Raw genomic sequence first — 25,682 nt, forward strand, 5'->3', positions numbered from 1 at the left:
GCCCATGTCAGCGGCGGCGTTCCGGCGTACGCGGTGCGGGATGCGGCCGCGGAGGCGCTGCGCCGCCATGAGGCCATCGGGAGAATTCGCGGAAGACACCGACCCGCCGGTATGTCAATGGTGCAATAGCCATGCAGGCTCTGGTATCAAACCTGGCCGTGGCCTCACTGCGGTGTTGAGCTGCGCATTGCCCGTCACAGGTGGAGGAACGTTCATGCACCCAGTCACCGGCTCCCGCGCTTCCGTCCCCGCCATGGGTCGTGCCCCCCGCCTGTCCGCCGACCGGGTCCGGACGACGCCCCGGATGCCCGCCGCCCGTCCGCCGATCCGGTCGCGGGCCGACGCCGAGACCGTGGCGCTGCTGCACCGCACCGCCCGGGTGCTCATCGAGGAGGTGCCACGGCTGACGGACCGTATCGTCGCGCTGATGAAGGAGCGGGAGCCCGCCTACCGTTCCGCCGCCGTGGACCCGCACGAGGTGTGGCGGGAGGTCCACGACTCGCTCAGCCACAATGTGCGCTCGCTGGTGCACCCCAAGGAGACGCGCGAATCGGCCAGGTCCTGCGCCTGGCGGATCGGCACCGACCGCGCCGCCCAGGGCTTTCCGCTGGACGCGCTGCTGCACGCGTACCGCATCGGCTGCACCGTCGTCTGGGAGCACCTGCTGGAGACCGCATCGAGGGAGGACCCACTCGGCGCCCAGTCGCTGGTCCATGTCGCCGCCGATGTGTGGAACTTCGTCGACGAGCACTGCACCCTCGTGGCCACGGCGTACCAGGAGGTCGAGCGGCAGCTCTCCTGGCACCGGGAGAACCGCTACCGGATCATCGTCGCGGCCCTGCTGGACGGCACCGCGCGGGTGAGCGACTTTCCCGAGGCGGAGCAGGTCCTCGGCCTGCCCGAGCAGGGGCGTTACGCGGTCGTGGCGCTGGAGGACGCCGACGCGCCGTGCCGGACGCCGCACTCCGTCGAGGTGGGCGACGGACTCCGTGCGGTCTGGCACACGGCGGAGGGCACCGCCCACGCCATCGTGCTGCTCGGCGAAGGCGAGAGCGCAGGCGACGGCGACCGCGACGGCGGCAGCGGCAGTGGCGCGGAGCGGCTGGTCCGCGGGCTGGAGGTGCCGCCCGGCGCACGGGCCGGGGTCAGCCCCGCCGTGACCGGCCTCGCCGCGATCAACACGGCCCGCAGACTCGCCGATACGGCGCTGCGCACCCGCCCGGCCGCCGGGACCGCGGCGCTGCTGGAGGAGCGCTATCCGGAGGCGCTGGTGGTGTCCTCCCCGGACCTCGGCACCGCGCTCGCCGACCGGATGCTCGGACCGGTCCTCGCCCTGGAGCCCGCCGACCGGGAGCTGCTGCTGACGACGCTGGCCGCCTGGCTGGAGGCCGGGGGATCGGCGCGCCGCGCGGGCGGGCTGCTGTTCTGCCACCGCAACACGGTGCTCAACCGGCTGCGCCGCTACGAGCAGTTGACCGGGCGTTCGCTGGACCACCCGCGCGAGGTCATGGAGCTGTCGCTCGCGCTGTCCGCGCACCGGCTGCTGACGCCCTGAGAACCACCCGCCTGCCTGAGCCGATGTGGGCGTGCACAACGGCTCCGCGCCGAGCATGTGCGCCCGTCACACGGTCCGCGGGTTGGGCTGTACGCGACCCTTCTGACCTGCTGTCGTGGCGTTTCCGTCCCGGCGACCCGGGACGGAACCCGCACAAGGAGCCGCGACATGTCCGACCACGACCGCCCCTGGGGTCCGTTCCCGTCCGTCCCGTCCGTCCCGTCCCGCACCGCGCCCCGCACCGCCACCTTCCCGCCCCGCCCCGCGGCGCCGCCGCCGCCGACACGGCGCTCACCGTGGCAGCGGCCGTGGCCCTGGTCGGCACGGGCGGCCTGCACCGCGCTCACCTGTCATGTGGCCGCCGTGGTGGTCAACTGCGCCGCCGAAGGCGTCGTCAACCTCGGCGCGGGCGGCGGGTTCACCGTGGGCGCCATGCTGATCGGCCTGGACGCGGCGGTGCTGCTCACCGTCCTGGCCCGGGCCCACCGCCGGGCCGGCGCCGCGGGGGAGGGGGAGCGGTGAGCTTCCTCGACCCCAGAACGCTCGCGTTCGTGCTCTTCGCGGGCTTCATGGCCGTCTCGTTCCTGCTGTGCATCCTCGCGGCCACCGGCAACGACGACCCCACCGAGTTCTACCTGGGCACCGGCGCGCTCAGCCCGATGCAGAACGGCCTGGCCATCGCGGGCGACTACATCTCCGCCGCCACCGTGCTCAGCACCACCGGCACCATCGCCCTGGCCGGGTTCGACGGTGTGCTCATCGCCACCTCCACCGTGCTCTCCATCCTGATGTTCATGCTGGTCCTCTCCGGACCGCTGTGCGGACGGGGGCGGTTCACCCTCGGCGACGTCCTCTCCGAGCGGCTGAGCGAACGCCCCGCCCGCATCGGCACCGCCGTCGTGGTGCTGGTGGTCGTCATGCCGCTGCTGCTGGTCCAGCTCAACGGGGCGGGCGCCATGCTGGCCCTGCTGCTCGGCATCCCGGGAAGCGGCGCGGTCACCGGCTGCACCATCTTCATCGGCTCGCTCATGGTCTGCTACGCCGCCCTCGGCGGGATGAAGGGCACCGGATTCGTCCAGATCCTCAAGACGGTGCTGCTGCTCGCCGCGTTCGTCCTGCTCGCCTGTCTGGTGCTGAAGCGCTTCTCCTGGAACCCGGCCACCCTCTTCGACGCCGCGGCCGACGCCAGCGGCTACGGCGACGGCTTCTGGCAGTCCGGCCGTCAGTACGGGGACTCGCTCAGCGGCCGCCTGGACGTCATCAGCGTGCAGCTCACCCTCGCCCTCGGCGCGGCCTGCATGCCCCACCTCACCATGCGGCTCCATCCGATCCGCGGCATGCGGGCCGCCCGCGCCGCCACCACCTGGGCGGTGGGCGCGGTCACCACCATCCTCGGGCTGATCGTGATCGTGGGCGCCGGAGCCACCGCCGTCGTCGGCGCGCGCGTCCTGCGCGCCTCCGACCCCACCGGCAGCGACTCGCTGCTGCTGCTGACCCTCGCCCTGGACCCGGCGGCGCGGGAGGCCGACCAGAGTCTGCTGTTCTCCGTCGTGGCCTGCGCGGTCGTCGCCACCACCCTCGCGGCGGTCGCCGGACTCACCCTGGCCGCCGCGGCCTCCCTCGCCCATGACGTCCTGGCCAAGGTCGTCTTCAAGGGCGGGCTCTCGGCGAACCGGGAGCTGGCCGCGGCCCGTACGGCCATCGTGGTCGTCGGCGTCGCGGCCGTCGTCCTCGCCATCGTCACCCAGCACTGGAACCGGCAGGTCCTGATCTCCTTCACCTTCGCGGCCGCCGCCTCGGCCCTGCTGCCCGTCGTGCTCTACGGCACCCTGTGGCGCGGCTTCACGGTGAACGGACTGCGCTGGGCGCTGTACGGAGGGCTTCTGCTCACCGCCGTGGCCATGGCCTTCTCCCCGGCGATCTCCGGCAACCCGCTCGCGGTCTTCCCCGAGCGCGACTTCCACTGGTTCCCGCTCCGCAATCCGGGCCTGATCACCATTCCCGCCGGGTTTCTGCTCGGCTGGCTCGGCTCCCGGCTCGGCGGCCACGGACGGCGGGCCCGGCATGTCCAGGACCCGGCGTGGGGGGACTCGTCCTACGCGGTGCACACCGGCTGACGCGTGCGTCCCCGCACGGAGTTCGCGCTACGGCGTTTCGGGCTACGGCGTTCGGGATCCGGCCCCGGCCCTGGCACGCCGGTGGGCGGCCACCCGCTCGCGGGTCGCGCACCGGCGTGAGCAGTAGCGGCGCTCCGGGCCGCTGCCCACCGTGAGGAAGACATCGCCGCAGCTGGGGGAGGAGCACAGCCCGCCGGGCGGGCGCTGACCCTCCCAGAGCAGCACGGTCAGCGCCATGCACGACGAGGCGAGCAACCACTCGCCCCACGGCGCCTCGTCATCGCTGTCCAGGTGCGGATGCCAGGGCGAGCGGCCGTCGTGCGAGCTGAGCCGGAGCGGGCCCGTGCCCTCCCGCAGCAACCGGTTGAGCACCCCGGCGGCCTCGTCGACATGGCCCGCGGCGAACACCTCGCGCAGCCGCAGCGCGGCGGTGCGCATCCCCGCGACATCGCCGGCGGTGAGCTCGAGCGGGCCGGACTCCCCATGGTCGAGCAGCAGCCCGGCGATCGCGGCGGGGTCCGGGACCGGCTCCGCGGTCAGGGCGTTGACGAGGGCGGCGGTGCGCCGGGCGGTGGCCCGTACCGAATGCCGGGTGGACCAGTCGTCGTTCGAGGGCGGTGACACGACGCCAATGTAACGCACCTGGCGGGGTTTTGCGTTAGGTGCGTAACGTGCTCCGCATGGCAGGGCGTTACGCGTTGGGGTGCTATCTGGGCGGGGCGGCCGCCGCCCGCGCGGGGGACGAGATGTCCGGCCCCGCGCTGCTGCTGGCCGGGCCGGTGCTCACCGGTTCGCCCTCCTCGGGCCCGGCGCTGCTGGCGGGCATCATGGCCGCCGCCGCGGTCGGCGGACCGCTCTTCGGGGTGCTGCTCGACCGCTCGGCCCGGCCGGGCCGGCTGCTGGCCGTGGCGCTCGCCCTCTACGCGGCGGGGCTGGCCGCGATCCTCATGGGCCTGGGGCGGGTGCCGTTCGCCCTCATGGTTCTCCTCGCGGTGGGCGCGGGGCTGCTGGGACCGGCCCTGTCCGGCGGATGGACCTCCCAACTGCCCCGGGTGGCACCGCCACCGGGCCTCCCCCGCGCCACCGCGCTCGACGCGATGACGTTCAGCCTCGCCGCGCTGGTGGGGCCCGCACTCGCCGGGGCCGTCGCGGGGGCGGCCGGAGCACCGGCCGCCGTGGCGGTGTCCATCGCGCTGATCGGCCTCGCGCTGCCCGCCGCCTGGGCGCTCCCCGCGCCCGCTCGGTCCGCGCCGGTCGAGCCCCCGACCGCGTCGGTCGTCGCCGATCTCACCGCCGGGCTGCGCGTCATCGCCCGCAACCGGCCCCTCGCACGGGCCACCGCCACCTCCGTCGTCTCCTGCGTCGGCCAGGGCGCGCTGCTCACCTGCTGGCCGCCGCTCGGCGCGGCCGTGCTCGGCGGCGCCGACCGCGGCGCCCTGCTGCTGTCCGCCACCGCCGCGTCGGCCCTCGTGGCCAACGCGGTCCTCTCCCGCTGTCCCCGCCCGCCGCGCCCGGACACCGTGCTCCTCGGCGGCGCCCTGCTGCTCGTCCTCGTACCCCTGCTCGCGGCCACCGGCCACCCGGCCGCGCTGATCGCCGCCGTGCTGCTCACCGGCGCCGCCGAGGGTCCCCAGCTCACGGCCCTGTTCGCGATCCGCCACCGGGAGGCGCCCGAGCGGCTGCGCGGCCAGGTCTTCACCACCGGCGCCAGCCTCAAGATCACCGGCTTCGCCCTCGGCGCGGGCCTGGCCGGTCCGCTCGCCACCTGGTCGCTGCCCGGCGCGCTGGTGGTGGCCGGGGGGTGCGAGGCACTCGCGGTTCTCGTCTTCGTATGCTTGCCGGGCACTGCGGAGGCTGTTGCTCCGTTTCCGCCCCCGGGGGCTGTATGACGAAGCCATGTCAGGGATGATGACCTGCATGGAAGACCTGAAAGACCTGCTCCCCGTCGAGGCCGTCCGGCTCGATGTACGGGCGGCCGACTGGCGCGAGGCGATAGGTGCCGCCGGCCGTCTGATGGTGGAAACGGGAGCCACCACCGACGAGTACACCCGCGAGATGGTCGCCAACGTCGAGGAGAACGGGCCGTACATCGTCATCGCGCCGGGTGTCGCCTTCGCCCACTCCCGGCCGTCCCCGGCGGTGCTGTCCACCGGGATGTCCTGGGTCCGGCTCGCCGAACCCGTGGAATTCGGGCACGAGTCCAACGACCCCGTCACCCTCGTCGTCGCCTTGGCCGCCCAGGACTCCGCCGCGCACACCTCCGCGATGGCGAGCCTGGCGCGGCTCCTGGGCGACCCCGGAACGGCGGCCGCCCTCGCGGCCGCGCCCACCCCGGAGGTGTTGCACACCGTACTGGCCGGGGAGCGGCCGGAGGACGGCCCCGAGAAGTCCGGACCCGCCACCGCCTCGGAACCCGCCGAGCCCCGCGCGGGCTCGCTGCACAAGATCCTCACCGTCTGCGGCAACGGCGTCGGCACCAGCCTGTTCCTCAAGAACACCCTGGAGCAGGTGCTGGACCGCTGGGGCTGGTCGAGGTTCGTCACCGTGGAGGCCACCGACACCATCTCCGCGAAGGGCAAGGCATCCGAGGCCGTGGCCCTGCTCACCTCCCGTGAGATCGCCAGGACCCTGGGCGATGTGGGACGGCCGGTCAAGCTCGTCCAGGACTTCACCAGCACCGCCGAGGTGGACGCGGTGCTCCGGGACACGTACGACGTCTGAACGACGGGGACAGAGGAAGCACCATGGGCTGGTTTGTCACCCTTGCCACGTTTCTCGTCAATGAGATTCTGAGCGAGCCCGCGTATCTGATCGGCATCATCACCGCCGTCGGACTCATCGCGATGAAGAAGAGCACCGGGCAGATCATCGGCGGCGCCATCAAGGCGACCCTCGGCTTTCTGCTGATCGGCGCGGGAGCGGGGCTGGTCACCGACTCCCTCGCCCCGCTGGGCACCATGATCCAGGGCGTCACCGGCGCCCACGGCGTGATCCCCACCAACGAGGCCATTGTCGGCATCGCCCAGGACCAGTTCGGCTCACGGGTCGCCTGGCTGATGATCCTGGGCTTCGTGGTCAGCCTGCTGCTGGCCCGGTTCACCCCGCTTCGCTATGTCTTCCTGACCGGGCACCACATGCTCTTCATGGCCACGCTGCTGACTGTGGTCCTGGCCAACGGGGGCCGCTCGACCATCGCCGTGGTGGCCGTCGGCGGGGTGCTGCTGGGCATCATGCTGGTCGCGATGCCCGCCTTCGCGCACCCCTGGACCAAGCGCGTCACCGGCAGCGACACCGTCGCCATCGGCCACTTCGGCACGGCCGGGTACATCGTGGCGGGCGCGGCCGGAAAGGTGGTCGGCAAGCGCAGCCGCTCCACCGAGGAGATGAAGCTCCCCGAGGGCTTGCGCTTCCTGCGCGACTCGATGGTGGCCACCGCCCTGTCGATGCTGTTGATCTACCTGGTCATGGCGGTCCTCCTGCTCGTCAAGGAGGGACAGAAGGCCGCCTTCAAGGCGTTCGCCACGGGCACCGGCGGCGCCGTGGCCACCGACACCGGCAACTATCTGATGCAGTCCGTGATGCAGGGGCTCCAGTTCGGCATCGCCGTCGCGGTGATCCTCTTCGGCGTCCGTACGATCCTCGGCGAGCTGGTCCCCGCCTTCCAGGGGATCGCGCAGAAGGTCGTCCCCGGCGCCCTGCCCGCGCTCGACGCGCCCATCGTCTTCCCGTACGCGCAGAACGCGGTGCTGATCGGGTTCATCTCCAGCTTCACCGGCGGGCTGATCGGCCTGGCCCTGCTCACCTGGGTGTTCAACCCGGCCTTCGGCCTCGCCCTGGTGCTGCCCGGTCTGGTGCCGCACTTCTTCACCGGCGGCGCGGCCGGGGTCTACGGCAACGCGACCGGCGGCCGGCGCGGCGCGGTCGTGGGCGCGTTCCTCAACGGGCTGCTGATCACCTTCCTCCCCGCCCTGCTGCTCAGGGTGCTGGGCGCGTTCGGCGACCAGAACACCACCTTCGGCGACGCCGACTTCGGCTGGTTCGGCGCGCTCATCGGCAACGCGGGCAAGGCCGGTGGCGCCGCCGGGCTCGTGGTCATCGTGCTGCTCGGCCTCGCGGTCCTCGGGGCGGCGATCCTGGTGCAGAAGCGGGTGGTCGACACCGGCTGGGACCCGGGCGCGGCGCGTGACGCCCTGATGCCGCGCGAGAGCGTGGTGGCGCCCGCCGAGACGGGCACCACCACGGCCGCCTACGCCAAGATCCCGCCGCCCGCGGGCGCTCCCGCACCCCCGCCCGCGCCCTGACCCGCCGTGCCGCCCCGGTGGTCCCGCCGACGGGACCACCAGGGCGGGGGCTCACGCCCGCTTGACGTAGTCGCGCAGGTGGACGGCGGTGAGCGAGCCACCGGTGTCCACGAGGTCGGCGGGGGTCCCGGTGAACACCACCTGACCGCCGTCGTGGCCCGCCCCCGGGCCCATGTCGACGATCCAGTCCGCATGGGCCATCACGGCCTGGTGGTGCTCGATGACGACGACCGTGTTGCCCGTGTCGACGAGCCGGTCGAGCAGGGCGAGCAACTGGTCCACATCGGCGAGGTGCAGTCCGGTGGTCGGCTCGTCCAGGACGTACGTCGTGCCGCTCCGCGCCATGTTGATGGCCAGCTTCAGCCGCTGGCGCTCACCCCCGGAGAGCGTGGTGAGCGGCTGGCCAAGCGCCAGATAGCCCAGCCCCACCGCGGCCAGCCGGTCCAGGATCACCCGGGCCTGACCGGTGGTGAAGAACTCCAGCGCCTCGGCCACCGACATGCCCAGGACATCGCTGATGTTCCGCCCGCGCAGCCGGTACGTCAGCACCTCGGGCCGGAACCGCCTCCCCTCGCAGTCCTCGCACACCGAGGCCACCTCGGCCATCATGGCGAGGTCGGTGTAGATCAGCCCGATGCCCTTGCACCGCGGGCAGGCGCCCTCCGAATTGGCGCTGAACAGCCCCGGTTTGACCCGGTTGGCCTTGGCGAACGCGGTCCGGATCGGATCGAGGAGCCCCGTATAGGTGGCCGGGTTGCTGCGGCGGGAGCCACGGATCGCCGACTGGTCCGCGACGATCACCTCCGCCCGCCCGGACAGCGACCCATGGATCAGGGAGCTCTTGCCCGATCCGGCGACACCGGTGACGACGGTGAGCACACCGAGCGGGATGTCCACGCTCACATCCCGCAGATTGTGCAGCCGGGCGCCCCGGACCGGCAGTTGCCCGGTGGGCCGCCGCACCTTCTCCCGCAGCCGCACCCGGTGGTCCAGATAGCGCCCGGTCAGGGTGTCGGAGGCGCGCAGGCCCGCCAGGTCGCCCTGGTAGCAGATCCGCCCGCCCGCCACCCCGGCGCCGGGCCCCAGGTCCACCACATGGTCGGCGATCCGGATGGTCTCCGGTTTGTGCTCCACGACCAGCACGGTGTTGCCCTTGTCCCGCAGCTGGAGCAGCAGCCGGTTCATGCGCTCGATGTCATGCGGATGCAGGCCCACCGTGGGCTCGTCGAAGACATAGGTGACATCGGTCAGGCTGGAGCCCAGATGCCGGACCATCCGCACCCGCTGGGCCTCGCCGCCGGACAGGGTGCCGGACTCCCGGTCCAGGCTCAGATACCCCAGGCCGATCTCGACCAGGGAGTCGAGGAGCGCGCGCAGGCTCTCCAGCACCGGCCCGACGGAATCGTCCCGGATCCCGCGTACGAACTCCGCCAGATCGCTGATCTGGAGGGCCGAGCAGTCCGCGATGGAGCGGCCGTCGATCCGGCAGGACCGGACGGCCTCGCACAGCCGGGCGCCCTCACACTCCGGGCACTCGGTCAGGGTCATGGCCCGGTCGGCGAACGCGCGCATGCGCGGCTGCATCGTCTCCCGGTCCTTCGCCAGGTACTGCCGGCGGACCTTGGTCACCAGCCCCTCGTAGGTGAGGTTGTTCTTTCCCACCTTGATCTTGGTGGCCGGTTTGTGGAGGAAGTCCTCCCACTGGTCCGGGGTGTAGTCCCGGAGCCTGGTATCGGGGTCGAAAAGGCCGGAGGCCGCCATAACCTGCCAGTGCCAGCTGTCCACCTCGAATCCGGGGACGGTGATCGCCCCCTCCTTCAACGACTTCTCCCTGTCGACGAGTTGACCGATGTCGATGTCGGTGACCCGGCCGAGCCCCTCGCACCGCGGACACATGCCCTCGGCGGTGTTGAAGCTGAAGGCGAGGGGAGGGCCGACGTACGGGCTGCCGATCCGGCTGAACAGGATCCGCAGCAGGGTGTGGGCATCGGTGGCGGTGCCCACGGTGGAACGGGAGTTGGCACCCATCGGCTCCTGGTCCACGATGATCGCCGCACTCAGATTCCGCAGCGAGTCGACATCCGGCCGGCCAAGCGTCGGCATGAAGTTCTGGACGAACGCCGTATAGGTCTCATTGATCAGACGCCTCGACTCCGCGGCGATGGTGTCGAAGACGAGCGAGGACTTACCGGATCCGGAGACACCGGTGAAGACCGTGAGCCGCTGCTTGGGAATGTTCACATTCACGCCCTGGAGGTTGTTTTCCCTGGCGCCACGGACCTTGATTTCGCTGACATCCATGCCTTCAAGTGTTTCATTGAAGTGCAGGTTGAGACTTTTGCCGGCCCTCCGCCCAACCCCCGCCGGAGGCACCGCGATATCGTGGACGCCAACCCTCAACTCGCCCGTGAACCCTCGATCCGAAGGTGACGAACCGTGAGCCGTACGGACGCCGCGCTGCGCCCCGTCGATCTGGCCCGTATGGCGGGTGTCTCCACCCAGCAGATCCGCAACTACGTCGACGCGGGCATCCTGCCCCCGGCCGCCCGCACCCCCGCCGGATACCGCAGACTCGACGACCGGCACCGCAGAGCCCTGGTGACCTACCGGGCCCTGATGCCGGGATACGGCGCCGAGACCGCCCGCGAGGTCATGCGGGCGGTCCATGACGAGGACGTCGCCCTGGCGCTCACCCTGGTCAACGCCGGTCATGCGGCGCTCCATGACCAGCGGCTCTCCCTCGAGGCGGCGGGGAAGGCGCTCGAAGTGGTCGCCGAGCAGACTCCGGACGCGTCGGCGCCGTCACGCCCCGGGCCGCTGCGTATCGGCGAGGTGGCCGCCCGTCTGGGGCTGCGCACCTCGGCCCTGCGGGTGTGGGAGTCCGCCGGTCTGCTGCGCCCCCGGCGCGACCGGAGCACCGGCTACCGCGTCTACGGGCCGTCCGACGTCCGGGACGCCCGGATGATCGACCTGCTGCGCCAGGTCCGCTATCCGCTGCCCCAGATCCGGCCCGTCCTCGACGGTCTGCGCCGCACGGGGAGCAGCGAGGCCCTGCGCACGGTCATCGCCCGACGTCAGGAGGGGCTCGCCCAGCGGGCCACGGCGATGCTCGAGGGCTCCTGCCGGCTGCACCACTACCTCACCGAAAACGGATCGGCCGAGGACCGATGAGTTCCCGGCGGGGGAGCGGTCTGTAGGGGTGAACGCTCCCCAACGCAGGAGGTACCGATGGCCAGCGACGGATTCACCACGTGCCTGTGGTTCGACGGCCGAGCCGAGGAGGCGGCGCAGCACTACGTCTCGATCTTCAAGAACTCCAGGCTCGGACGGATCACCCACTACACCGGGGTCGAGCCCGGCGGCCCCGCGGGGAGCGTGCTGACCGTCGAGTTCGAGGCCAACGGGCAGAAGTTCGTGGGGCTCAACGGCGGGCCGCAGTTCACCTTCAGCGAGGCCATCTCCTTCCAGGTCCACTGCGGGGACCAGGACGAGGTGGACTACTACTGGAGCAAGCTCTCCGAGGGCGGCGAGGAGGGCCCCTGCGGCTGGGTGAAGGACAAGTTCGGGGTGTCCTGGCAGATCGTCCCCACCGCTTTGCTCAGCATGATCGCCGATGCGGACCCGCGGAAGGCCAAGGGGGCCACCGAGGCGATGATGAAGATGGGCAAGCTCGACATCGCCGCGCTTCAGGCTGCGTACGACGGCGCGTAGTCGATCCGGCGAAGGCTGGGCGGCCGCCCGTACGGTATCCGGTCAGGCTGCCGTACGGGCAGCGCCCCGAAGGGGCGCGGGGCTGTGTCGATGTGCGGCTCCGCCCCGTGGGCGCGACCAGCCACGACGGCGCCGCAGTCGGCCAACTACGCATCGCGCCACTTCCCGCGGAGCGCTCAGCGGCCGTGGGTGAGGTCCGCGGGGTCGGTGTTGGCGCCGCAGAGGAGCACGGCGACCTTCTCCCCGGCCCGCGGCCGGTACGCGCCGGAGGCCAGGGCCGACAGCGCCGTGGCCGCCGCGTGCTCGACCGCGATCCTGCGGTCGTCCCACAGCGCCTGCCGCGCGGAGACGATCGCCTCGTCGGACACCAGGACCGACCGCACCCCGTCCTTGCGGGCCCACTCCAGCGCGGCCGAGGACACATGGCGGGCCCCGAGCGAGTCCGCCGCCACCGAGTCCACCGGGACGTCGACCACCGCACCGGCCTCCAGCGCGGCGTTCAGGGCCCGGCAGCCGTACGGCTCCACCGCGACGACTCGCACTCCGCGCTCCAGGGCGGACACCGCCACCCCGGTGAACAGCCCGCCGCCCCCGACCGCCACCACCACGGTGTCCAGATCGGGCCGGGCCTGGAGGATCTCCTCCATGACGGTGCCCGCCCCGGCGGCGATCAGCGGATGGTCGTACGCGTGCGACAGCAGGGCACCGGTCTCGGCGGCGTGCTTCTGGGCGGCGTCCCGCGCGTCGGCGTACTCGGTGCCGATCTGATGGACCGCGGCGCCGAGCCGGCGCAGCCGGTCCACCTTCACCACGGGCGCGGTCTCGGGCACGAACACGGTGGCGGGCACGGAGTGCTGGGCGGCCGCCCAGGCGCACGCCAGCCCGGCGTTTCCGCCCGAGGCGATGACGGCACCCGCCTCCGGCAGGGTGCCCGCCTCCCGGTGGGCCCTGATGAAGTTGAACGCGCCCCGCGCCTTGAAGGTGCCGGTGTACTGGAGGAACTCCAGGGCCAGCCATCCCTCGGCCGCACCCCACGCCCCCCGCTCCACCGGCGCGAGCGCCACGGGCCGGATATGTCCCGCGACCCGCTGGGCCGCGGCAGTTACGTCCTCAATGGAAAGAGTCACTGAAACACTGTAACAACCACTGGTACGCTCGGGGTGTGCGAAACAAGGACCGAGCCGATCAGCCCACCCTGGAGGCCATCGCCGAGGCCGCCCTGACCGTCGTCGACGACGAGGGGCCCGAGGCGCTGAGCTTCCGCAGGGTGGCGCAGCTGCTGGGGGTCTCCCACGCCACGGTCTTCCGCCGCTGCGGTGACTTCGACGGTCTGGTGAACGCGTGCGCGGACCGGCTGGCCGCGCGGATGCCGGTGGTGGGGCAGGACCAGGACTGGGCCACCGCCACCGAGGCCCGCTTCGCCGCGTTCTACGAGGTGCTGATCGAGCACCCCGGTCTGGTGGCGCTGCGGTCGGGCCGCGCCTGGTGGGGGCCGCATCTGCTGAGCCGCCTCGTGGAGCCGCAGCTGGCGCACAGCATCGCCGCCGGAATGGCCCCCGAGGTGGCGATCCGGGTCTACCGGCGGCTGTATCTGCTCACCCTCGGCGCCGTGGCCTTCGTCGACCACCGCGACGCGAAGCGGGTGCGCACGGCCGCGCGTACCGCGCTCGCCGCGCTGGACCCCGAGGACTTCCCGGCCCTCACCGGAAACCTGAACGTGGTCGTGGACGCGCTCACCGACCACGAGGTGTACCACGGCGCGCTGCGGCAGCTGATCGACGCCTCCGCGGCGGCCTGTCCCGGACGGTGACCGTACGCGCAGCGGGGCGGGCCCGAGTGGGCCCGCCCCGCCGCACGCCACGGCGTGGCTACAGCGTCTGCTGCACCCGCTCCGCCACCAGCTTGATGAAGCGCGACGGATCGCTCAGCTCACCGCCCTCGGCGAGCAGCGCCATGCTGTAGAGCAGCTCGGCCGTCTCCCCGAGACCGCTGTCGTCCTTGCGCTCGGCGTGGGCCTTGCGCAACCCGCTGACCAGCGGATGGGTGGGGTTCAGCTCCAGGATGCGCTTGATCTGGGGCAGGTTCTGGCCCATCGAGCGGTAGATGTTCTCCAGGGCCGGGGTGACATCGAAGGTGTCCCCGACGATGCAGGCCGGGGAGGTGGTCAGCCGCGAGGACAGCCGCACCTCCTTGACCTGCTCGCTCAGCGTCGACGTCATCCAGGAGAGCAGCTCGGCGAAGTCCTTCTGCCGCTGCTCCCGCTCGGCCTCCGCCTCCTCGTCCTTCTCGTCCTTCGAGTCGAGGTCGACCTGCCCCTTGGCGATGGAGCGGAGCTGCTTGCCGTCGAACTCCGGCACGGCGTCGACCCACAGCTCGTCGATGGGGTCGGTGAGGAGGAGCACCTCGAAGCCCTTGTCCCGGAATGCCTCCATATGGGGCGAGCTCTCCACGATCGACCGGGACTCGCCGGTCATGTAGTAGATGTGCTCCTGCCCGTCCTTCATGCGCTCGGCATAACCGCGCAGCGTGGTCGGCTGCTCGGCGTCGTGGGTCGAGGCGAAGGAACACACCTCGAGGATCGCCTCGCGGTTCTCCAGATCGCTGAGGAGACCCTCCTTGAGAACGCGGCCGAATTCCTTCCAGAAGGTCGCGTAGCGCTCCGCGTCGGAGGACATGATGTCCTTCACCGTCGAGAGCACCTTCTTCACCAGACGGCGCCGCATCAGCTGAATCTGGCGGTCCTGCTGAAGGGTTTCCCGCGAGACGTTCAGCGAGAGGTCCGCGGCGTCCACCACGCCCTTGACGAAGCGGAGGTATTCCGGCATCAGCGCTTCGCAGTCGTCCATGATGAAGACGCGCTTCACATAGAGCTGCACACCCCGCTTGCGGTCCTGCATATACAGGTCCTGCGGTGCCCGGGCCGGAATGAACAGCAGCGACTGGTATTCGAAGGTGCCCTCCGCCTGCATGCGGATGGTCTCGAGCGGATCGAGCCAGTCATGGCTGATGTGCTTGTAGAACTCGTGGTATTCCTCGTCGGTGACCTCGTCCTTGGGACGGGCCCACAGCGCCTTCATCGAGTTGACGGTTTCGAGCTCGGGCGCCTTCTTCTCGCCCTCCTCCTCCGTCTGCTCCGCGTCGTCCGCCGCGGCCGGGGCCTGGGCGGGGGCCATCCTGATCGGCCAGGTGATGAAGTCCGAGTGCTGCTTGATGATTTCCCGGATCTTCCAGGGCGAGGCGTAGTCGTAGAGGTGGTCCTCGGTGTCCTCCGCCTTGAGCTTCAGCGTCACGGAGGTGCCCTGGGGGGCGTCGTCGACCGGCTCGATCGTGTAGGTGCCCTCGCCGCTGGAGACCCAGCGGGTGCCCTGGCTCTCCCCGGCGTGACGGGTCTCCAAGGTCACCTCGTCGGCCACCATGAAGCTGGAGTAGAAGCCCACTCCGAACTGCCCGATGAGATCCGCGGAAGCGGCCGCGTCCTTCGACTCCCGCAGCTCCTTGAGGAATTTCGCGGTGCCGGAGTTCGCGATCGTGCCGATGAGCTCCACGACCCCCTGATGCGACATGCCGATGCCATTGTCACGGACGGTCAGCGTGCGCGACTCCTGGTCGATCTCGATGGCGATGTGGAGATCAGAGGTGTCCGCCTGAAGGCTTTCGTCGCGGAGCGATTCAAGGCGCAGTCTGTCCAGCGCGTCGGAAGCGTTGGAGATGAGCTCGCGCAGAAAGACGTCCTTGTTCGAGTAGATCGAATGGATCATCAACTGCAGAAGCTGTCGTGCCTCGACCTGAAACTCGAAAGTCTCGACCCCTGTAGTCAACTGTTTCCCCTCATGAGATAAGTGTCGACGCCATCAAGCACAGTGCGTCATCAGCAGCTTATCGAAGGTGAGGGGTGTCGAGCGGCCTTCCGGGCAGATGACGGAGGGCCGCTCACGGAGCCGGATGCGGCGGCCCCGGGAGGCGGGGCCGGAGTGTGCGTCAGCCGCCGCCGCGCACCTTGCTCCAGTCCAGGGCCTCGGCGGCCTCGCGCTGGATTTCCTCGGCCGCCTCCCGTGCCTCCGCGGGGACGTCGCCGTGCTCCGCCACGAGGCTGTCGTAGATGGGCACGAGGTCCGATGTGTCTGTCGTGTTCATGTGGCGCACTTCCTTGGGTACGGATCCCGGGTCGGCTCCCGGCTACCCGATCTATCAAACAGGCATGCTTTGACGTCGATCACACGGGGGGTTTCCGCTGATCCACCGGCGCCCGGCGCGCCGGAACGCGCCGCGACCGGCAGGTCAGTGCGCTGTGGCCGCCGCCTCCAGCACGAAGACCGGGATCTGGCGGTCGGTCTTTGTCTGGTAGTCGGCGTAGTCCGGGTACGCCTCGACGGCGCGCTTCCACCACCGGGCCTTCTCCTCGCCGGTGACCTCGCGCGCGATCATGTCCTGCCGCAGCGGGCCGTCCTGGAGTTCGACCCGCGGGTCGGCCACGATGTTGTGGTACCAGACCGGATGCTTGGGGGAGCCGCCCAGCGAGGCGACGACGGCATAGGTGCCGTTGTGCTCCACCCGCATCAGCGGGGTCTTGCGGATCTTCCCGCTCTTCACGCCCAGCGTCGTCAGGACGACCACGGGCATGCCCCGCATGGTCGTGCCCTCGGTGCCACCGGAGCTCTCGATCAGCTCGACCTGATCGCGTACGAACTTCTCCGGGCTCGGCTCGTACTCACCCTGCAACGGCATGATGTCCGTCCCCTCGTCTCATGTGCGAAGACTCGCCTTGTGTCTCCCCGTGCCGATGGTCAACACGGGGAGTGCGCGAGATCATCCCGATGGCTCCGGCCGTCGGGGCGGCGACGCGAGGGGATCGGTCGCGGGCTGGGATCCGTCCGTCACGCCGCCAAGCGGCGCCGGTCGGGGGAGGGGGAGGGAGTGGGGGCAGAGGTGGGGGTTTCCTGGTCACCGTTCCGCTCCGCCGCGCGCTTCGACTCGTCGGAGTGACGTCCCTGAGGGGGGAAGGTCAGGTCCGGTACGTCGACGACCGGCGGCAGATCGGGAGTGAGCATTGGCTGCTCATTTCTGTTCATGGCCAGCGGGTACCCAGGTGCCGAGGACTCACCCTGCGATACCGGTCACAGTCGGACATGGCAGTCAGATCGCCGGTTCGCGCCGGGGTGAGGGCGGTCCGCCGAGCGGCCGGTGTGCACCCCCGTGGCACACCGGCCGCCGCGCGGCGGCCGGTGTGGCCGGTTCAGCCCACGCGTTCGATGCGCGCGTTGCGGATCAGGAATTTGCCCGGCTCGCGGACCTGCTCGAAGGCGGCGTTGTTGAGCAGTGCGCAGCTGCCCGAGGTCGAGGTGACCGAGACGGTTGTCGACTTGTCGTTGTCGAGATTGGTCACCTTGAGCTTGGTGCCGACCGGGAACTCATTGCTGGAGGCGGCCGGGGCCCCGCCCTCGCCGGACAGGGTGACGGTCGACCCCGCGCAGACGACGTCGCCCGAGGCGCCAGCGTCACCGGCACCGGAGTCCGAGGCGCCCGCCGACGCGGAAGCCGATGCGGAGGCGCCGCCCCCGGCCGGGGCCGCCGCCTCGTCTTGGCCCGCGGCCCCCTCCGCCTGGCCCGCGGCCTCATCGACGGCGCACCCCGACGCCTGCTGCTTCCGCTTGATCTCCTCGATGACGGCCTGCCGGTTGGCGATCCGCGCCTGTGACTGCGCATCCGGATTGGCCTGCTGATCAGCGATGAACTTCTGATTGTTGGCCAGCGCCTGCTCCAGTCCGGCGCAGGCCGTCGAGGACTGTGCCGAGCCCTCGGTGCTGGCGTTGCTGGTGGCGGCCAGTACCCCGGCGCCGGTGCCCGCCAGCGCCAGCGAACCCATCAGCAGGCCGAGCTTCTTCTTGCCGCTGAGTGTCCTTTTGCGTGTCATGTCGACTCCTTTTCGAGCTGTCCGCCATGCCATACGGGCGGATGCGGGAGTCGTCTCAGGGTCGGACGGAAATTTTTCGGGGAAATGTGGTTGAGAATTGAACGGTGACGGGTTCTCCGGGGCCGACCTTAAAAGGGCCTTAAGGCTTCATGAAGCCTTAAGGCCCTTTCCGGGGTAAGCCGATTTCGTCAGTCAAGCCGCTGGTGCAGGAAGCCCAGCGTGCTCTGCCAGGCGGATGCCGCGGATTCCGCGTGATAGGACGGGCGCTCGTCATTGAAGAAGGCGTGACCCGCGGGGTGGAGCCGGAAATCCGGCTCCACCCCGGACTCCTCCCGCATGACCCGCCGCAGCCGTTCCAGAGCGTCCAGCGGAATGGTGTTGTCGTTCTCCCCGAAGTGGCCCAGGACGTCCGCCCGCAGCCCCGAGAAGTCCGGCAGCTCGCCCTGGATGACGCCGTAGAAGGGCACCGCCGCGCTGACCCGGGGATCGGCGGCGGCCAGGTACAGCACGAAGCCGCCGCCCATGCAGAAGCCGACCGCCCCCACGGTGTCGGAGGTGACCTCGGGCCGGCCGAGGAGGTGGTCCACCGCCCCGGAGAGCAGTTCGACCCCGCGCCCCACCGGCAGCTCCCGCATCATCCGGTACGCCTCGTCGGCGTTGTGGGCGACGCTGCCCCCGTACAGATCGGGCGCCAGCGCGACGAAGCCCTCGCGGGCCAGCCGGTCGGTGACATCGGCGATGTGGTGGTCCAGACCCCACCACTCCTGAATGACGATCAGCCCGGGGCCCCGCCCGGACGGCGGCAGTGCGAGGTAGCCGTGCGCGGTGGCTCCAGCGCTGGGGAAGGTGACGTTCTGGCGGGCGGGGGAGCCGGTCGGCTTCGGGGCCTCGGGCATGGCGGATCGCTCCTGTCGTACCGGTCGTCGCTGGCCCCACCCATCGTAGGGACGGCCCCTGCCACCAGGGCGCGGCGCGCGCTGCCGCCGCCAGTGCTCCTAGAGGATTCCGCTCGTGGCGCGGCGGTGGGTGGAGCGGCGGTCGTCGATCTCGGCCCAGCGGTCGCCGTAGATGTTCTCGGTGATGCCCGGGTCCCGTACGAAGTCATGCGGGAAGCCCAGTGGCACCGCGCTGACCTCGTCCAGCCGTGCCACCGCGGCGGCGTCGAGCCGGACGTCGACCGATCCGAGGGCGTCGGTGAGCTGGGACTCCCGGGTGACGCCGACGATCGGGATCACCGTGCCGGGGCGGCCGCGCAGCCAGGCCAGCGCCACCTGGGCCGGGGTCCAGCCGCCCTGTTCGGCGATCTCCAGCACCGCGGTGATGGTGGCCTCCTCGTTGTGTTCCGTGCGGTCGTCCCAGGTGGCATGGGTGGTCAGCCGTCCCGGCTCACCGCGGCGGTACTTGCCGGTGAGCTTGCCGCCCGCGAGCGGGCCCCACGCCAGCACGGCCAGGTCGAAGGCGCGGGCCTGGGGGAGGAGTTCGCGCTCGGGGGTGCGCTCCAGCAGGTTGTAGCGCAGCTGTGAGCCCGCGAAGCAGGTCCAGCCGCGCAGCTCGGCGAGCGTGCCGGCCTGGGCGATCTCCCAGGCGGGCCAGTCGGACACCCCGATGTACAGCACCTTTCCGGCCCGCACCAGATCGTCCAGCGCCCGCATCACCTCCTCGACGGGGGTGAAGTTGTCCCGGGCGTGCACCCACAGCACATCGAGGCGGTCGGTGCGCAGCCGCTCCAGGCTGTCCTCCACCGAACGCACCAGGTTCTTGCGGTGATTGCCCGCCGCGTTCACATCGCCCTCGCGGGTCGCGCAGGTGTACTTGCTGGCCAGGACGAAGCCCTCCCGGCGGCCCTCGAGCAGCTCGCCGAGAATGGCTTCCGAACTGCCGCCGGTGTAGTTGTTGGCGGTGTCGATGAAGTTGCCGCCCGCGTCCGCGTAGAGGTCAAGCAGCCGTCGGCTGGTCTCCTTGGCGGCCCCCCAGCCCCAGTCCTCGCCGAAGGTCATGGCCCCCAGGCTCAGCTCGCTCACCCGAAGGCCGGTCCTGCCGAACAGTGTGCAGCGCACGGTGGTCCCCTTGCGTCGGTCGTGGTGTGACGTGCGCCGACGCTAGGAGTTGAAGAGCGCTCCAGGGCAACTCGCCGGGCGGCGGCGATCGCCGCCACCGCCCGGCGAGGCGGGTCACGACACGGCGGAGGCGCGGATGTCGTGTCCGTCCGCCGTCAGACAGCGGCCCGTGGTGAGGTCGTAGCGCCAGCCGTGCAGGGTGCAGGTGAGCACCTCGCCCTCGATCTGCCCGAAGCGGCCGAGGTCGGCGCGCAGATGGGGGCAGCGCCGCTGCACCTGCCAGCCGTCCAGCACGATGTCCTGGCCGTCGTCCTGGCAGGAGTCGTAGTAGTTCTCCACGTACTCGATGCGCTCCATCGACAGGCACTTGAAGAACACATACAGGAACTCGTTGTACGGCCCGATCCGGCTGGCGGTGAACCGCATCGACAGCAGCAGGCTGTTGGACCAGTCCACCTCGCGCCGCTCGATGTTGGTGGCCACCAGATCGGCCGAGGTGGACAGCGTGTAACGGCAGCGCTCACCGTCCCAGAGGCGGACCTCCCGCGCCGGGAAGTCGATCACGATCGGCACCTCGCCCACATCCAGCCGCGCCGGGCCGCCGACTCCAGCGCAGATCCGGTCCGCCCTGGTCAGCAGCGGTTCCCACCACTGCTTCAGCTCGGTCAGCAGCCGTTCGCGCGGCAGTGCGGGGGACCGTGAGGCGCGCTCGGCGGCGAGCGCGGCCCGCTGTCGGCCGGCGAACTCCCGCAAGTACGCGGGCTTCTCGCCGAAGATGTGCTCGATCTCCGTCTCGGTGTAGCGGTGGGTGAGCTTGCACGCGGTGTCCTCCGGCTCCGCCACCGTGCCCGGCAGCAGCAGATGTGCCGCCACCCGCGGGCGCGCCCGGCCCAGCTGACGCAGGAACTCCAGCTGGTCCACGAAGATGCTCTCGCCGTCCTGGCCGGTGCCGTTGTGCTCGAAGAGCTCGTCGTCGAGGAAGCACGGCGGACCCGCGTTGGGGAACACATGCTTGGCCTCCACCGCGTCGATGTAGCGCAGCGCCCGGTCGAACTGCCCCTGCCGCTTGCGCGCGGCGAACTCCTTCTTGGCGGAGAGCGGCAGCTGGTACACCATCGGGTACCAGATCGCCCCGGAGAACTGCACGAAGTACGCGTCCACCTCGCCGAACTCCCGGATCGCCGCGATGTCCAGCGGATGGGCGTCGTTCTGGTTGAGCAGCACGGTCCGGCCGTCGTCCAGCGAGAGCGCGGAGTCGCCGATGGGGCCGTCCCCGGGGCCGGTCAGCGCGGTGATCATGATGCGCAGACCGTCGCGCTCGACCGGTGTACCGGAGGGGGCGCGGAGGAATGTGGTGAAACCCAGCGCGCTCAGCTCGCGTTCCAGCTCATCGGTGGCGAAGGCGGGAAGCAGCACGGTGATGTCCTTGCGCACGTTCCGGCGCAGATTCTCCGCGTCGAAGTGGTCGCGGTGCAGATGGGAGACATACAGATAGTCCGCCGCGCGCCCGTAGTGCGCCCAGTCCAGATCGGTGTTGTCCGGGAACGGGAACCAGGAGCCGAAGAAGGCGGGGTTGACCCATGGGTCACAGAGCACCGACCCCGCCGCGGTCTCGATGAACAACCCAGCATGCCCAAGTCCGGTCACGCGCATACCACAGCACCCCAACCCGGTCGGTGATGTCCGATATCTCCACCGTGTCGGGGTTCATTGCCGTGTGCATCCGCGGCTGGGCTTGCCGGGTGGCGCGATCCGCCACCCGGGTCATGCCGGTGTCCTCGTCATGAGACGGTGGGCGCGAGGGCCGTCCGCCACTCGGCGCGGAGCCCGGAAGGCGCCCTCCACATGGGCGGAGGACGCGGATGAGGAGGGGCTGGGTGGTGCGGATCATGTTGGTCGCGCCCGCCGTCAACGCGGCGCTGCGGCAGGTGCGGTTCGACGACGCCCCGCCGGACGCGGCCGGGGCGCGCCGGGCCGCGGCGGCGGCCGCGGCGCTGCCCCACCACGACATGGCGTTCACCGCGCCCTCCGAGCGCTGCCGCGGTACCGCCGCGGCCCTGGGGCTCGACGCCGCCGTGACGCCGGAGCTGCGCGATCTCGATATGGGCCGCTGGCGGGGCCGTTCGCTGGACGAGGTGGGGCAGGAGGCGCCGGAGGAGGTGGCCGCCTGGCTGTCCGATCCGGCCGCGGCGCCACACGGCGGCGAAACGCTGCTGGAGCTGGTGGAGCGGATCGGGGCCTGGCTGGACGCGCGGCGGGAGGAACCGGCACCGGCGACACCGACCGCACCCGCCCGTGCGGCGCGGCTGCTCGCCGTCGTGGAACCGGCCGTGGTCCGGGCCGCGCTCGTGCACGCACTCGGCCTTCCCGCGCCCACCTTCTGGCGGCTGGACGTCGCCCCGCTGACCGCGACGGAGCTCAGTGGCCACGCGGGCCGGTGGAATCTGCGCTGCGGACACCCGCTGGCGGGGAGCGCGCCGTAACGAGAGGAGCGCTCAGTAGCAAGGGGAGCGCGCCGTAACGAAATGATCTCTCCGATGGCGCGTCACCGCCGGATGCGCTGTCGTGTCCTGATGGCATCCCCCACCACCGGGCTCCGCCCCGCCACCGCCACCCTCTGCGCCGCCGCGCTGGCGCTGCTCACCGCGTGCGGCGGTGGCGGCGGCGATGAGACCAAGGGTGGCGACGGGGCCGGGAAGAGCACGGCCGCACCCGTCGTCACCCCCACCGCGACCGCTCCCGTCCCCCGGGGCAAGGGCAGCGCACTGGCGGACGACCTCAACGGCGACGGCCGCCCCGAGCTCCGAATCCCGCTCGCCTCCGACGACGAGGGACTCGGCGGCCTGCGCCATATCGCCTATGTGTACGGGTCGGCGAAGGGCCCCGACCCCGCCGTGCGCACCGTGCTCGGCCGGGACGACCTCGGCCTGCCCACCGGCGCCGGATGGCAGGGCACCGCGGGCGAGATGGACTCCGCGACCACCGCCGACCTCGACGGCGACGGCTACGCCGATGTGATCGTCACCGCCACCAAGGAGCGCGACCCGGCCAGTAGCGAGCGCGTGCACATCACCACCCAGACGCTGCCCTACATCGCCTGGGGCGGCCCCGGCGGGCCACGCCGGGGCACCCCCGCCACTCCGGTGCCGCTGGCCGACGCGGACGACGGCCTCGAGAACTCGCGGCCCCTGGCGACGGGCGACTTCAACGGGGACGGACATCACGATCTGGCCGCCGTGCGCCAGAGCGGCAAGGACTTCCATGTGCTGTACGGCCCGTTCGGCCGCGACGGCAAGGCGGCCCGCACCGAGACGTACGCCAACCCCCTCGGTTCCAGCGGCCAGATCGCGGAGCTGTACGCCGACGCCATCGACGGCGACCGCCCCACCGATCTCGTGGTGCACGAGCAGGGCGACGACGACCAGACGAGGTCCGCGCTGCTCACGGCGGGTCCGGACGGCCTCGCCACCACCGGTCGCACCCTCCGCAGGGGCAACGCGATCGCCTTCGGCGACTTCGACGGCGACGGGAAGCGGGATGTGGCGGTCGCCGACACCGGCAGCCGCAATGACGAACCGGGCTATGAGACCGAACCCGCGGACGTCAGCCAGTCGGTGAGCGTGTACACCCAACGCACGGCCGGTTCGACCCCCGAGCCGATCAGGATCCCCGCCCTGGGCGGCGATGTGCTCGCCGCCGCCGACACCGACGGGGACGGCACCGACGAACTGGCCGTCTCGCTGCGCACCGGTGGCACCGAACTGCTGACGATCCGCCCGGACGCCCCCGGCGAGATCGCCCACCGCCGCACCCTCGACCGCACCGTCCCGTCCCGGGTGGACGGCCGCGAGGTGCCCAAGAAGCGGCGCGCCGTCAGGCTTCACGGCGCCGGGGACTTCGACCACGACGGCAAGGACGAGGTCGTGCTGGCCTGGGGCCCGGACCCGCTCTTCGCGCTCTACGGGGAGAAGCCGCAGCGGTTCTGGGTGACCGACGGCACCGACGACACGGTGGTGTTCACCAGCGCGCCTTATGGCAAGGACGCCTCATGAGGCCCGGTGCGCCACCGCACGCGTGTCCGCGCGCACGACCTCTTCGCCCGGCCCGGCCGACGCCTTACTGTGGGCGTCAGCCGGCTGGGGAGGGGGAGGCGGATGACGACCGGGGGAACCTCCGGTGAGGATGAGCGGGGGAGCGGTCCGGAATCGCCCCACAGGACCGTGATCAGCGGCCGGTACGAGCTGGGCGAGCGCATGGGCCGGGGCGGCCTGAGCACGGTGTGGGACGCCCGTGATGTGGTGTCCGGCCGCCCGGTCACCCTCAAGGAGCTGCACCCGGTCGAGGATCCGGACCCGGAGGCGTACCGGCGGTGGGTCGAACGGCTGCGCCGCGAGGTGATCCTCCTCGCCGGGACCGTGCATGAGCACCTGCCCGCCATCTACGACCTGGCCCAGCGGGACCGCCGGGTCTGGATCGTCATGGAGCGCCTCGACCGGCGTTCGCTGGCGGACCGGCTGCGGGAGTGGCACGGGCGGCCGGACGTGGTCGAGATCGCCCGGATCGGCCTGGGGGTGCTGAGCGGATTACGCGCGCTGTACGCGATGGGCCTGGCCCACGGGGACGTCAAACCGCTGAACATCCTCTTCCGCCCGGGCGGCGGCCCGGTGCTGGTGGACCATCTCGGCCTGGCCTTCCAACGAGAGGGCACGATGGCCGGGACACCCCGCTACATGGCACCGGAACGCTTCACCTCCCTGTCCTCCCCGGTGGCCGGAGAAGCGATGCTCAAGGCCGACCTGTGGTCCCTGGGCGTGACCCTGTACGAGGCGGTCGAGGGTCGTGCGCCATTCGAGGGGGAGACGGTGCACGAGCTGATGAGCTCGGTGCTCAACGACCCGCCGCCGCCCATGACATACGGGGGTCCGCTACGGCCGCTGATCGAGGGTCTGCTGGTCAAGGACCCCGAAGGACGGCTCACGGCCGGGCAGACCGAGGCGCTGCTGCACGGCGTGGCCCGGATTGAGCTCATGTCCGCCCCCAGGACCGAGACAGTGGCCCTCCCGGCTCCGGCGGAGGCCGCGGCGCGGTCGGCCCCCCGGGCGAGCGGTGCGGGCACCGGAATCCTCGCCCCTGTCGCGACCGTGCTGGGGGCCCTGCTCGTCCTGGCGGGGGCGGTGGCCCTGCCCTCACTGAGCCCGGGCTCCTGGGACGACATTCCGGGATGGGTGGGGCCCGGGTGTCTCGGCCTGCTGTGGCTGGGGCTCGCGGCGCGCGGCTTCGCGTCGGCCAGACAGCGGGACCGGCGGGCGCGCTGGCTCGACGCCCTGCGCCCGGACGCGGCGGAGGCGGCTGCCCGCCCCGCCGGGCCCTGGCAGGCGCTGCGCGAGGGATATCTGGCGTCCCTGGCGATCCCCCAGCCCCCGGCCCGGCGGGTGCGACGTCCGGTGGAGCGAGAGATGGAGCGGGACATGGCCGACTTCCTCACCGCGCTCGGTCCGCCTCCGCCTCCGCCACCGGCGGCGGGCCCGGATCCCGCACCCCGTCCGGACCGCCCGGGGGAGGCCCCGTGACCGAGAACACGAGCGAGAACCCCGCGCCGGGCAGCCAGTCGGAGACGGCGGTGCCCTGGGGCGACCGGCTGCCGGTGGAGCAGGCCAAGGAGTGGGAGGCGGTCAGGCCCGGCACGGTGGAGTGGATGCTCACCGAGCTCCAGCGGGAGCGCGAGCACCGCCGCCGCATGGACTGGGTCCACACGGGGCTCCAGGCGTTCGGCTCGCTGCTGGGCGCGGGCACGGTCGTGGCGCACATCTGGGTGGCCACGTACTTCCTCGCCCATGACGCCGCCACCCAGGACGCGGCCATCCTCGGCGGCGGCACGGCCGCCCTGGTCGGGGGGTTCCTCGGCAAGCGCTACGGCGACCGGCGCTGATCCGGGGAGCCGCGGTCCGCCCCACCGGGATCCGCGGCTCCGTCCGGGGAGTGAGCAGGACGTCGCTTCCTTACGTATGAGGGGGTGGGCCTTCGCCGTCC

At 71.5% G+C, this 25,682-nt stretch carries 24 protein-coding genes; 13 read left to right on the forward strand and 11 right to left on the reverse strand.

All coding sequences use genetic code 11. The features are described 5' to 3' along the window. The first annotated feature begins 214 nt into the window (after positions 1-214). The 3 genes from ACT2CW_RS29495 to ACT2CW_RS29505 all read left to right on the forward strand — a co-directional run bounded on the left by ACT2CW_RS29495 (position 215) and on the right by ACT2CW_RS29505 (position 3,672). Positions 215-1,555 (forward strand): PucR family transcriptional regulator, encoded by a 1,341-nt coding sequence (locus tag ACT2CW_RS29495; RefSeq protein WP_445518816.1) that lies wholly within the window; start codon positions 215-217, stop codon positions 1,553-1,555. 168 nt (positions 1,556-1,723) lie between these two features. Next, positions 1,724-2,077: a hypothetical protein gene (locus ACT2CW_RS29500; protein ID WP_182472681.1), complete on the forward strand. Its 354-nt coding sequence runs from the start codon at positions 1,724-1,726 to the stop codon at positions 2,075-2,077. After that, positions 2,074-3,672: a sodium/solute symporter gene (locus tag ACT2CW_RS29505; protein WP_445518817.1), complete on the forward strand. Its 1,599-nt coding sequence runs from the start codon at positions 2,074-2,076 to the stop codon at positions 3,670-3,672. Before ACT2CW_RS29500 ends, ACT2CW_RS29505 begins: the two co-directional genes overlap by 4 nt. A 42-nt stretch (positions 3,673-3,714) precedes the next feature. On the opposite strand, the gene ACT2CW_RS29510 is transcribed toward ACT2CW_RS29505, so the two are convergent. Further along, entirely contained in the window at positions 3,715-4,296 is a 582-nt protein-coding gene (locus ACT2CW_RS29510; RefSeq protein ID WP_445518818.1) for a CGNR zinc finger domain-containing protein, read from the reverse strand. A 56-nt stretch (positions 4,297-4,352) separates the two neighbouring features. Here ACT2CW_RS29510 and ACT2CW_RS29515 point away from each other — a divergent pair, with 56 nt between their 5' ends. From ACT2CW_RS29515 to ACT2CW_RS29525, 3 genes are read left to right on the forward strand one after another with little or no spacing between them, the layout of a single operon-like run. After that, positions 4,353-5,561 (forward strand): MFS transporter, encoded by a 1,209-nt coding sequence (locus tag ACT2CW_RS29515; protein ID WP_445518819.1) that lies wholly within the window; start codon positions 4,353-4,355, stop codon positions 5,559-5,561. Between the two features lie 28 nt (positions 5,562-5,589). Then, positions 5,590-6,393: a PTS sugar transporter subunit IIA gene (locus ACT2CW_RS29520; RefSeq protein WP_445518820.1), complete on the forward strand. Its 804-nt coding sequence runs from the start codon at positions 5,590-5,592 to the stop codon at positions 6,391-6,393. Between the two features lie 23 nt (positions 6,394-6,416). Then, complete coding sequence (locus tag ACT2CW_RS29525) at positions 6,417-7,973, forward strand: PTS ascorbate transporter subunit IIC (RefSeq protein ID WP_445518821.1); 1,557 nt, start codon at positions 6,417-6,419, stop codon at positions 7,971-7,973. A 51-nt stretch (positions 7,974-8,024) separates the two neighbouring features. Here the strand turns inward: ACT2CW_RS29525 and ACT2CW_RS29530 are convergent, their stop codons facing one another. Further along, positions 8,025-10,274 (reverse strand): ATP-binding cassette domain-containing protein, encoded by a 2,250-nt coding sequence (locus ACT2CW_RS29530; protein ID WP_445518822.1) that lies wholly within the window; start codon positions 10,272-10,274, stop codon positions 8,025-8,027. A 135-nt stretch (positions 10,275-10,409) separates the two neighbouring features. Between ACT2CW_RS29530 and ACT2CW_RS29535 the strand changes: the two genes are divergently transcribed. Beyond that, positions 10,410-11,144 (forward strand): MerR family transcriptional regulator, encoded by a 735-nt coding sequence (locus ACT2CW_RS29535; protein WP_445518823.1) that lies wholly within the window; start codon positions 10,410-10,412, stop codon positions 11,142-11,144. Positions 11,145-11,201: 57 nt separating this feature from the next. Then, positions 11,202-11,684: a VOC family protein gene (locus tag ACT2CW_RS29540; RefSeq protein WP_445518824.1), complete on the forward strand. Its 483-nt coding sequence runs from the start codon at positions 11,202-11,204 to the stop codon at positions 11,682-11,684. A gap of 176 nt (positions 11,685-11,860) precedes the next feature. On the opposite strand, the gene ACT2CW_RS29545 is transcribed toward ACT2CW_RS29540, so the two are convergent. Beyond that, a complete protein-coding gene (locus ACT2CW_RS29545) occupies positions 11,861-12,811 on the reverse strand; it encodes a serine/threonine dehydratase (RefSeq protein ID WP_445518825.1) in 951 nt (316 codons plus the stop codon). Positions 12,812-12,846: 35 nt separating this feature from the next. On the opposite strand from ACT2CW_RS29545, the gene ACT2CW_RS29550 reads away from it, so the two are divergent. Continuing rightward, on the forward strand, positions 12,847-13,494 hold the full coding sequence (locus tag ACT2CW_RS29550; protein WP_445518826.1) for a TetR/AcrR family transcriptional regulator: 648 nt from the start codon (positions 12,847-12,849) through the stop codon (positions 13,492-13,494). Positions 13,495-13,552: 58 nt separating this feature from the next. Here the strand turns inward: ACT2CW_RS29550 and htpG are convergent, their stop codons facing one another. The 8 genes from htpG to ACT2CW_RS29590 form a co-directional block, all read right to left on the reverse strand. Next, positions 13,553-15,442 (reverse strand): molecular chaperone HtpG, encoded by a 1,890-nt coding sequence (htpG, locus tag ACT2CW_RS29555; RefSeq protein ID WP_445518827.1) that lies wholly within the window; start codon positions 15,440-15,442, stop codon positions 13,553-13,555. Positions 15,443-15,662: 220 nt separating this feature from the next. Beyond that, positions 15,663-15,818: a hypothetical protein gene (locus tag ACT2CW_RS29560; protein ID WP_445518828.1), complete on the reverse strand. Its 156-nt coding sequence runs from the start codon at positions 15,816-15,818 to the stop codon at positions 15,663-15,665. 144 nt (positions 15,819-15,962) lie between these two features. After that, entirely contained in the window at positions 15,963-16,409 is a 447-nt protein-coding gene (locus ACT2CW_RS29565) for a nitroreductase family deazaflavin-dependent oxidoreductase (RefSeq protein WP_164423502.1), read from the reverse strand. 149 nt (positions 16,410-16,558) lie between these two features. Continuing rightward, positions 16,559-16,732: a hypothetical protein gene (locus ACT2CW_RS29570; protein WP_164423504.1), complete on the reverse strand. Its 174-nt coding sequence runs from the start codon at positions 16,730-16,732 to the stop codon at positions 16,559-16,561. Between the two features lie 185 nt (positions 16,733-16,917). After that, positions 16,918-17,595 carry a hypothetical protein gene (locus ACT2CW_RS29575; protein ID WP_445518829.1) on the reverse strand — a complete coding sequence of 226 codons (678 nt, stop codon included), beginning with the start codon at positions 17,593-17,595 and terminating at the stop codon, positions 16,918-16,920. A gap of 188 nt (positions 17,596-17,783) precedes the next feature. Next, entirely contained in the window at positions 17,784-18,491 is a 708-nt protein-coding gene (locus ACT2CW_RS29580; protein WP_182472693.1) for a dienelactone hydrolase family protein, read from the reverse strand. 99 nt (positions 18,492-18,590) lie between these two features. Further along, the gene (locus ACT2CW_RS29585; RefSeq protein WP_182472694.1) at positions 18,591-19,652 is read right to left on the reverse strand and encodes an aldo/keto reductase; all 1,062 of its coding nucleotides are present in this window, start codon (positions 19,650-19,652) and stop codon (positions 18,591-18,593) included. A 114-nt stretch (positions 19,653-19,766) separates the two neighbouring features. Next, on the reverse strand, positions 19,767-21,305 hold the full coding sequence (locus tag ACT2CW_RS29590; protein ID WP_432044936.1) for a Rieske 2Fe-2S domain-containing protein: 1,539 nt from the start codon (positions 21,303-21,305) through the stop codon (positions 19,767-19,769). A gap of 236 nt (positions 21,306-21,541) precedes the next feature. Between ACT2CW_RS29590 and ACT2CW_RS29595 the strand changes: the two genes are divergently transcribed. From ACT2CW_RS29595 to ACT2CW_RS29610, 4 genes are all read left to right on the forward strand, one after another. After that, positions 21,542-22,135, forward strand: coding sequence for a histidine phosphatase family protein (locus ACT2CW_RS29595; protein WP_445519002.1), 594 nt, complete (start codon positions 21,542-21,544; stop codon positions 22,133-22,135). Positions 22,136-22,225: 90 nt separating this feature from the next. Further along, positions 22,226-23,704, forward strand: a complete 1,479-nt coding sequence (locus tag ACT2CW_RS29600; RefSeq protein WP_432044938.1) for an FG-GAP repeat domain-containing protein — start codon at positions 22,226-22,228, stop codon at positions 23,702-23,704. Between the two features lie 102 nt (positions 23,705-23,806). Then, the gene (locus tag ACT2CW_RS29605) at positions 23,807-25,222 is read left to right on the forward strand and encodes a serine/threonine-protein kinase (protein WP_445518830.1); all 1,416 of its coding nucleotides are present in this window, start codon (positions 23,807-23,809) and stop codon (positions 25,220-25,222) included. Continuing rightward, positions 25,219-25,581, forward strand: a complete 363-nt coding sequence (locus tag ACT2CW_RS29610; RefSeq protein WP_445518831.1) for a hypothetical protein — start codon at positions 25,219-25,221, stop codon at positions 25,579-25,581. The genes ACT2CW_RS29605 and ACT2CW_RS29610 overlap by 4 nt, the downstream gene beginning before the upstream one ends. The last annotated feature ends 101 nt before the right edge of the window (positions 25,582-25,682 follow it).

Source organism: Streptomyces sp. NEAU-174 (genome assembly GCF_052665095.1).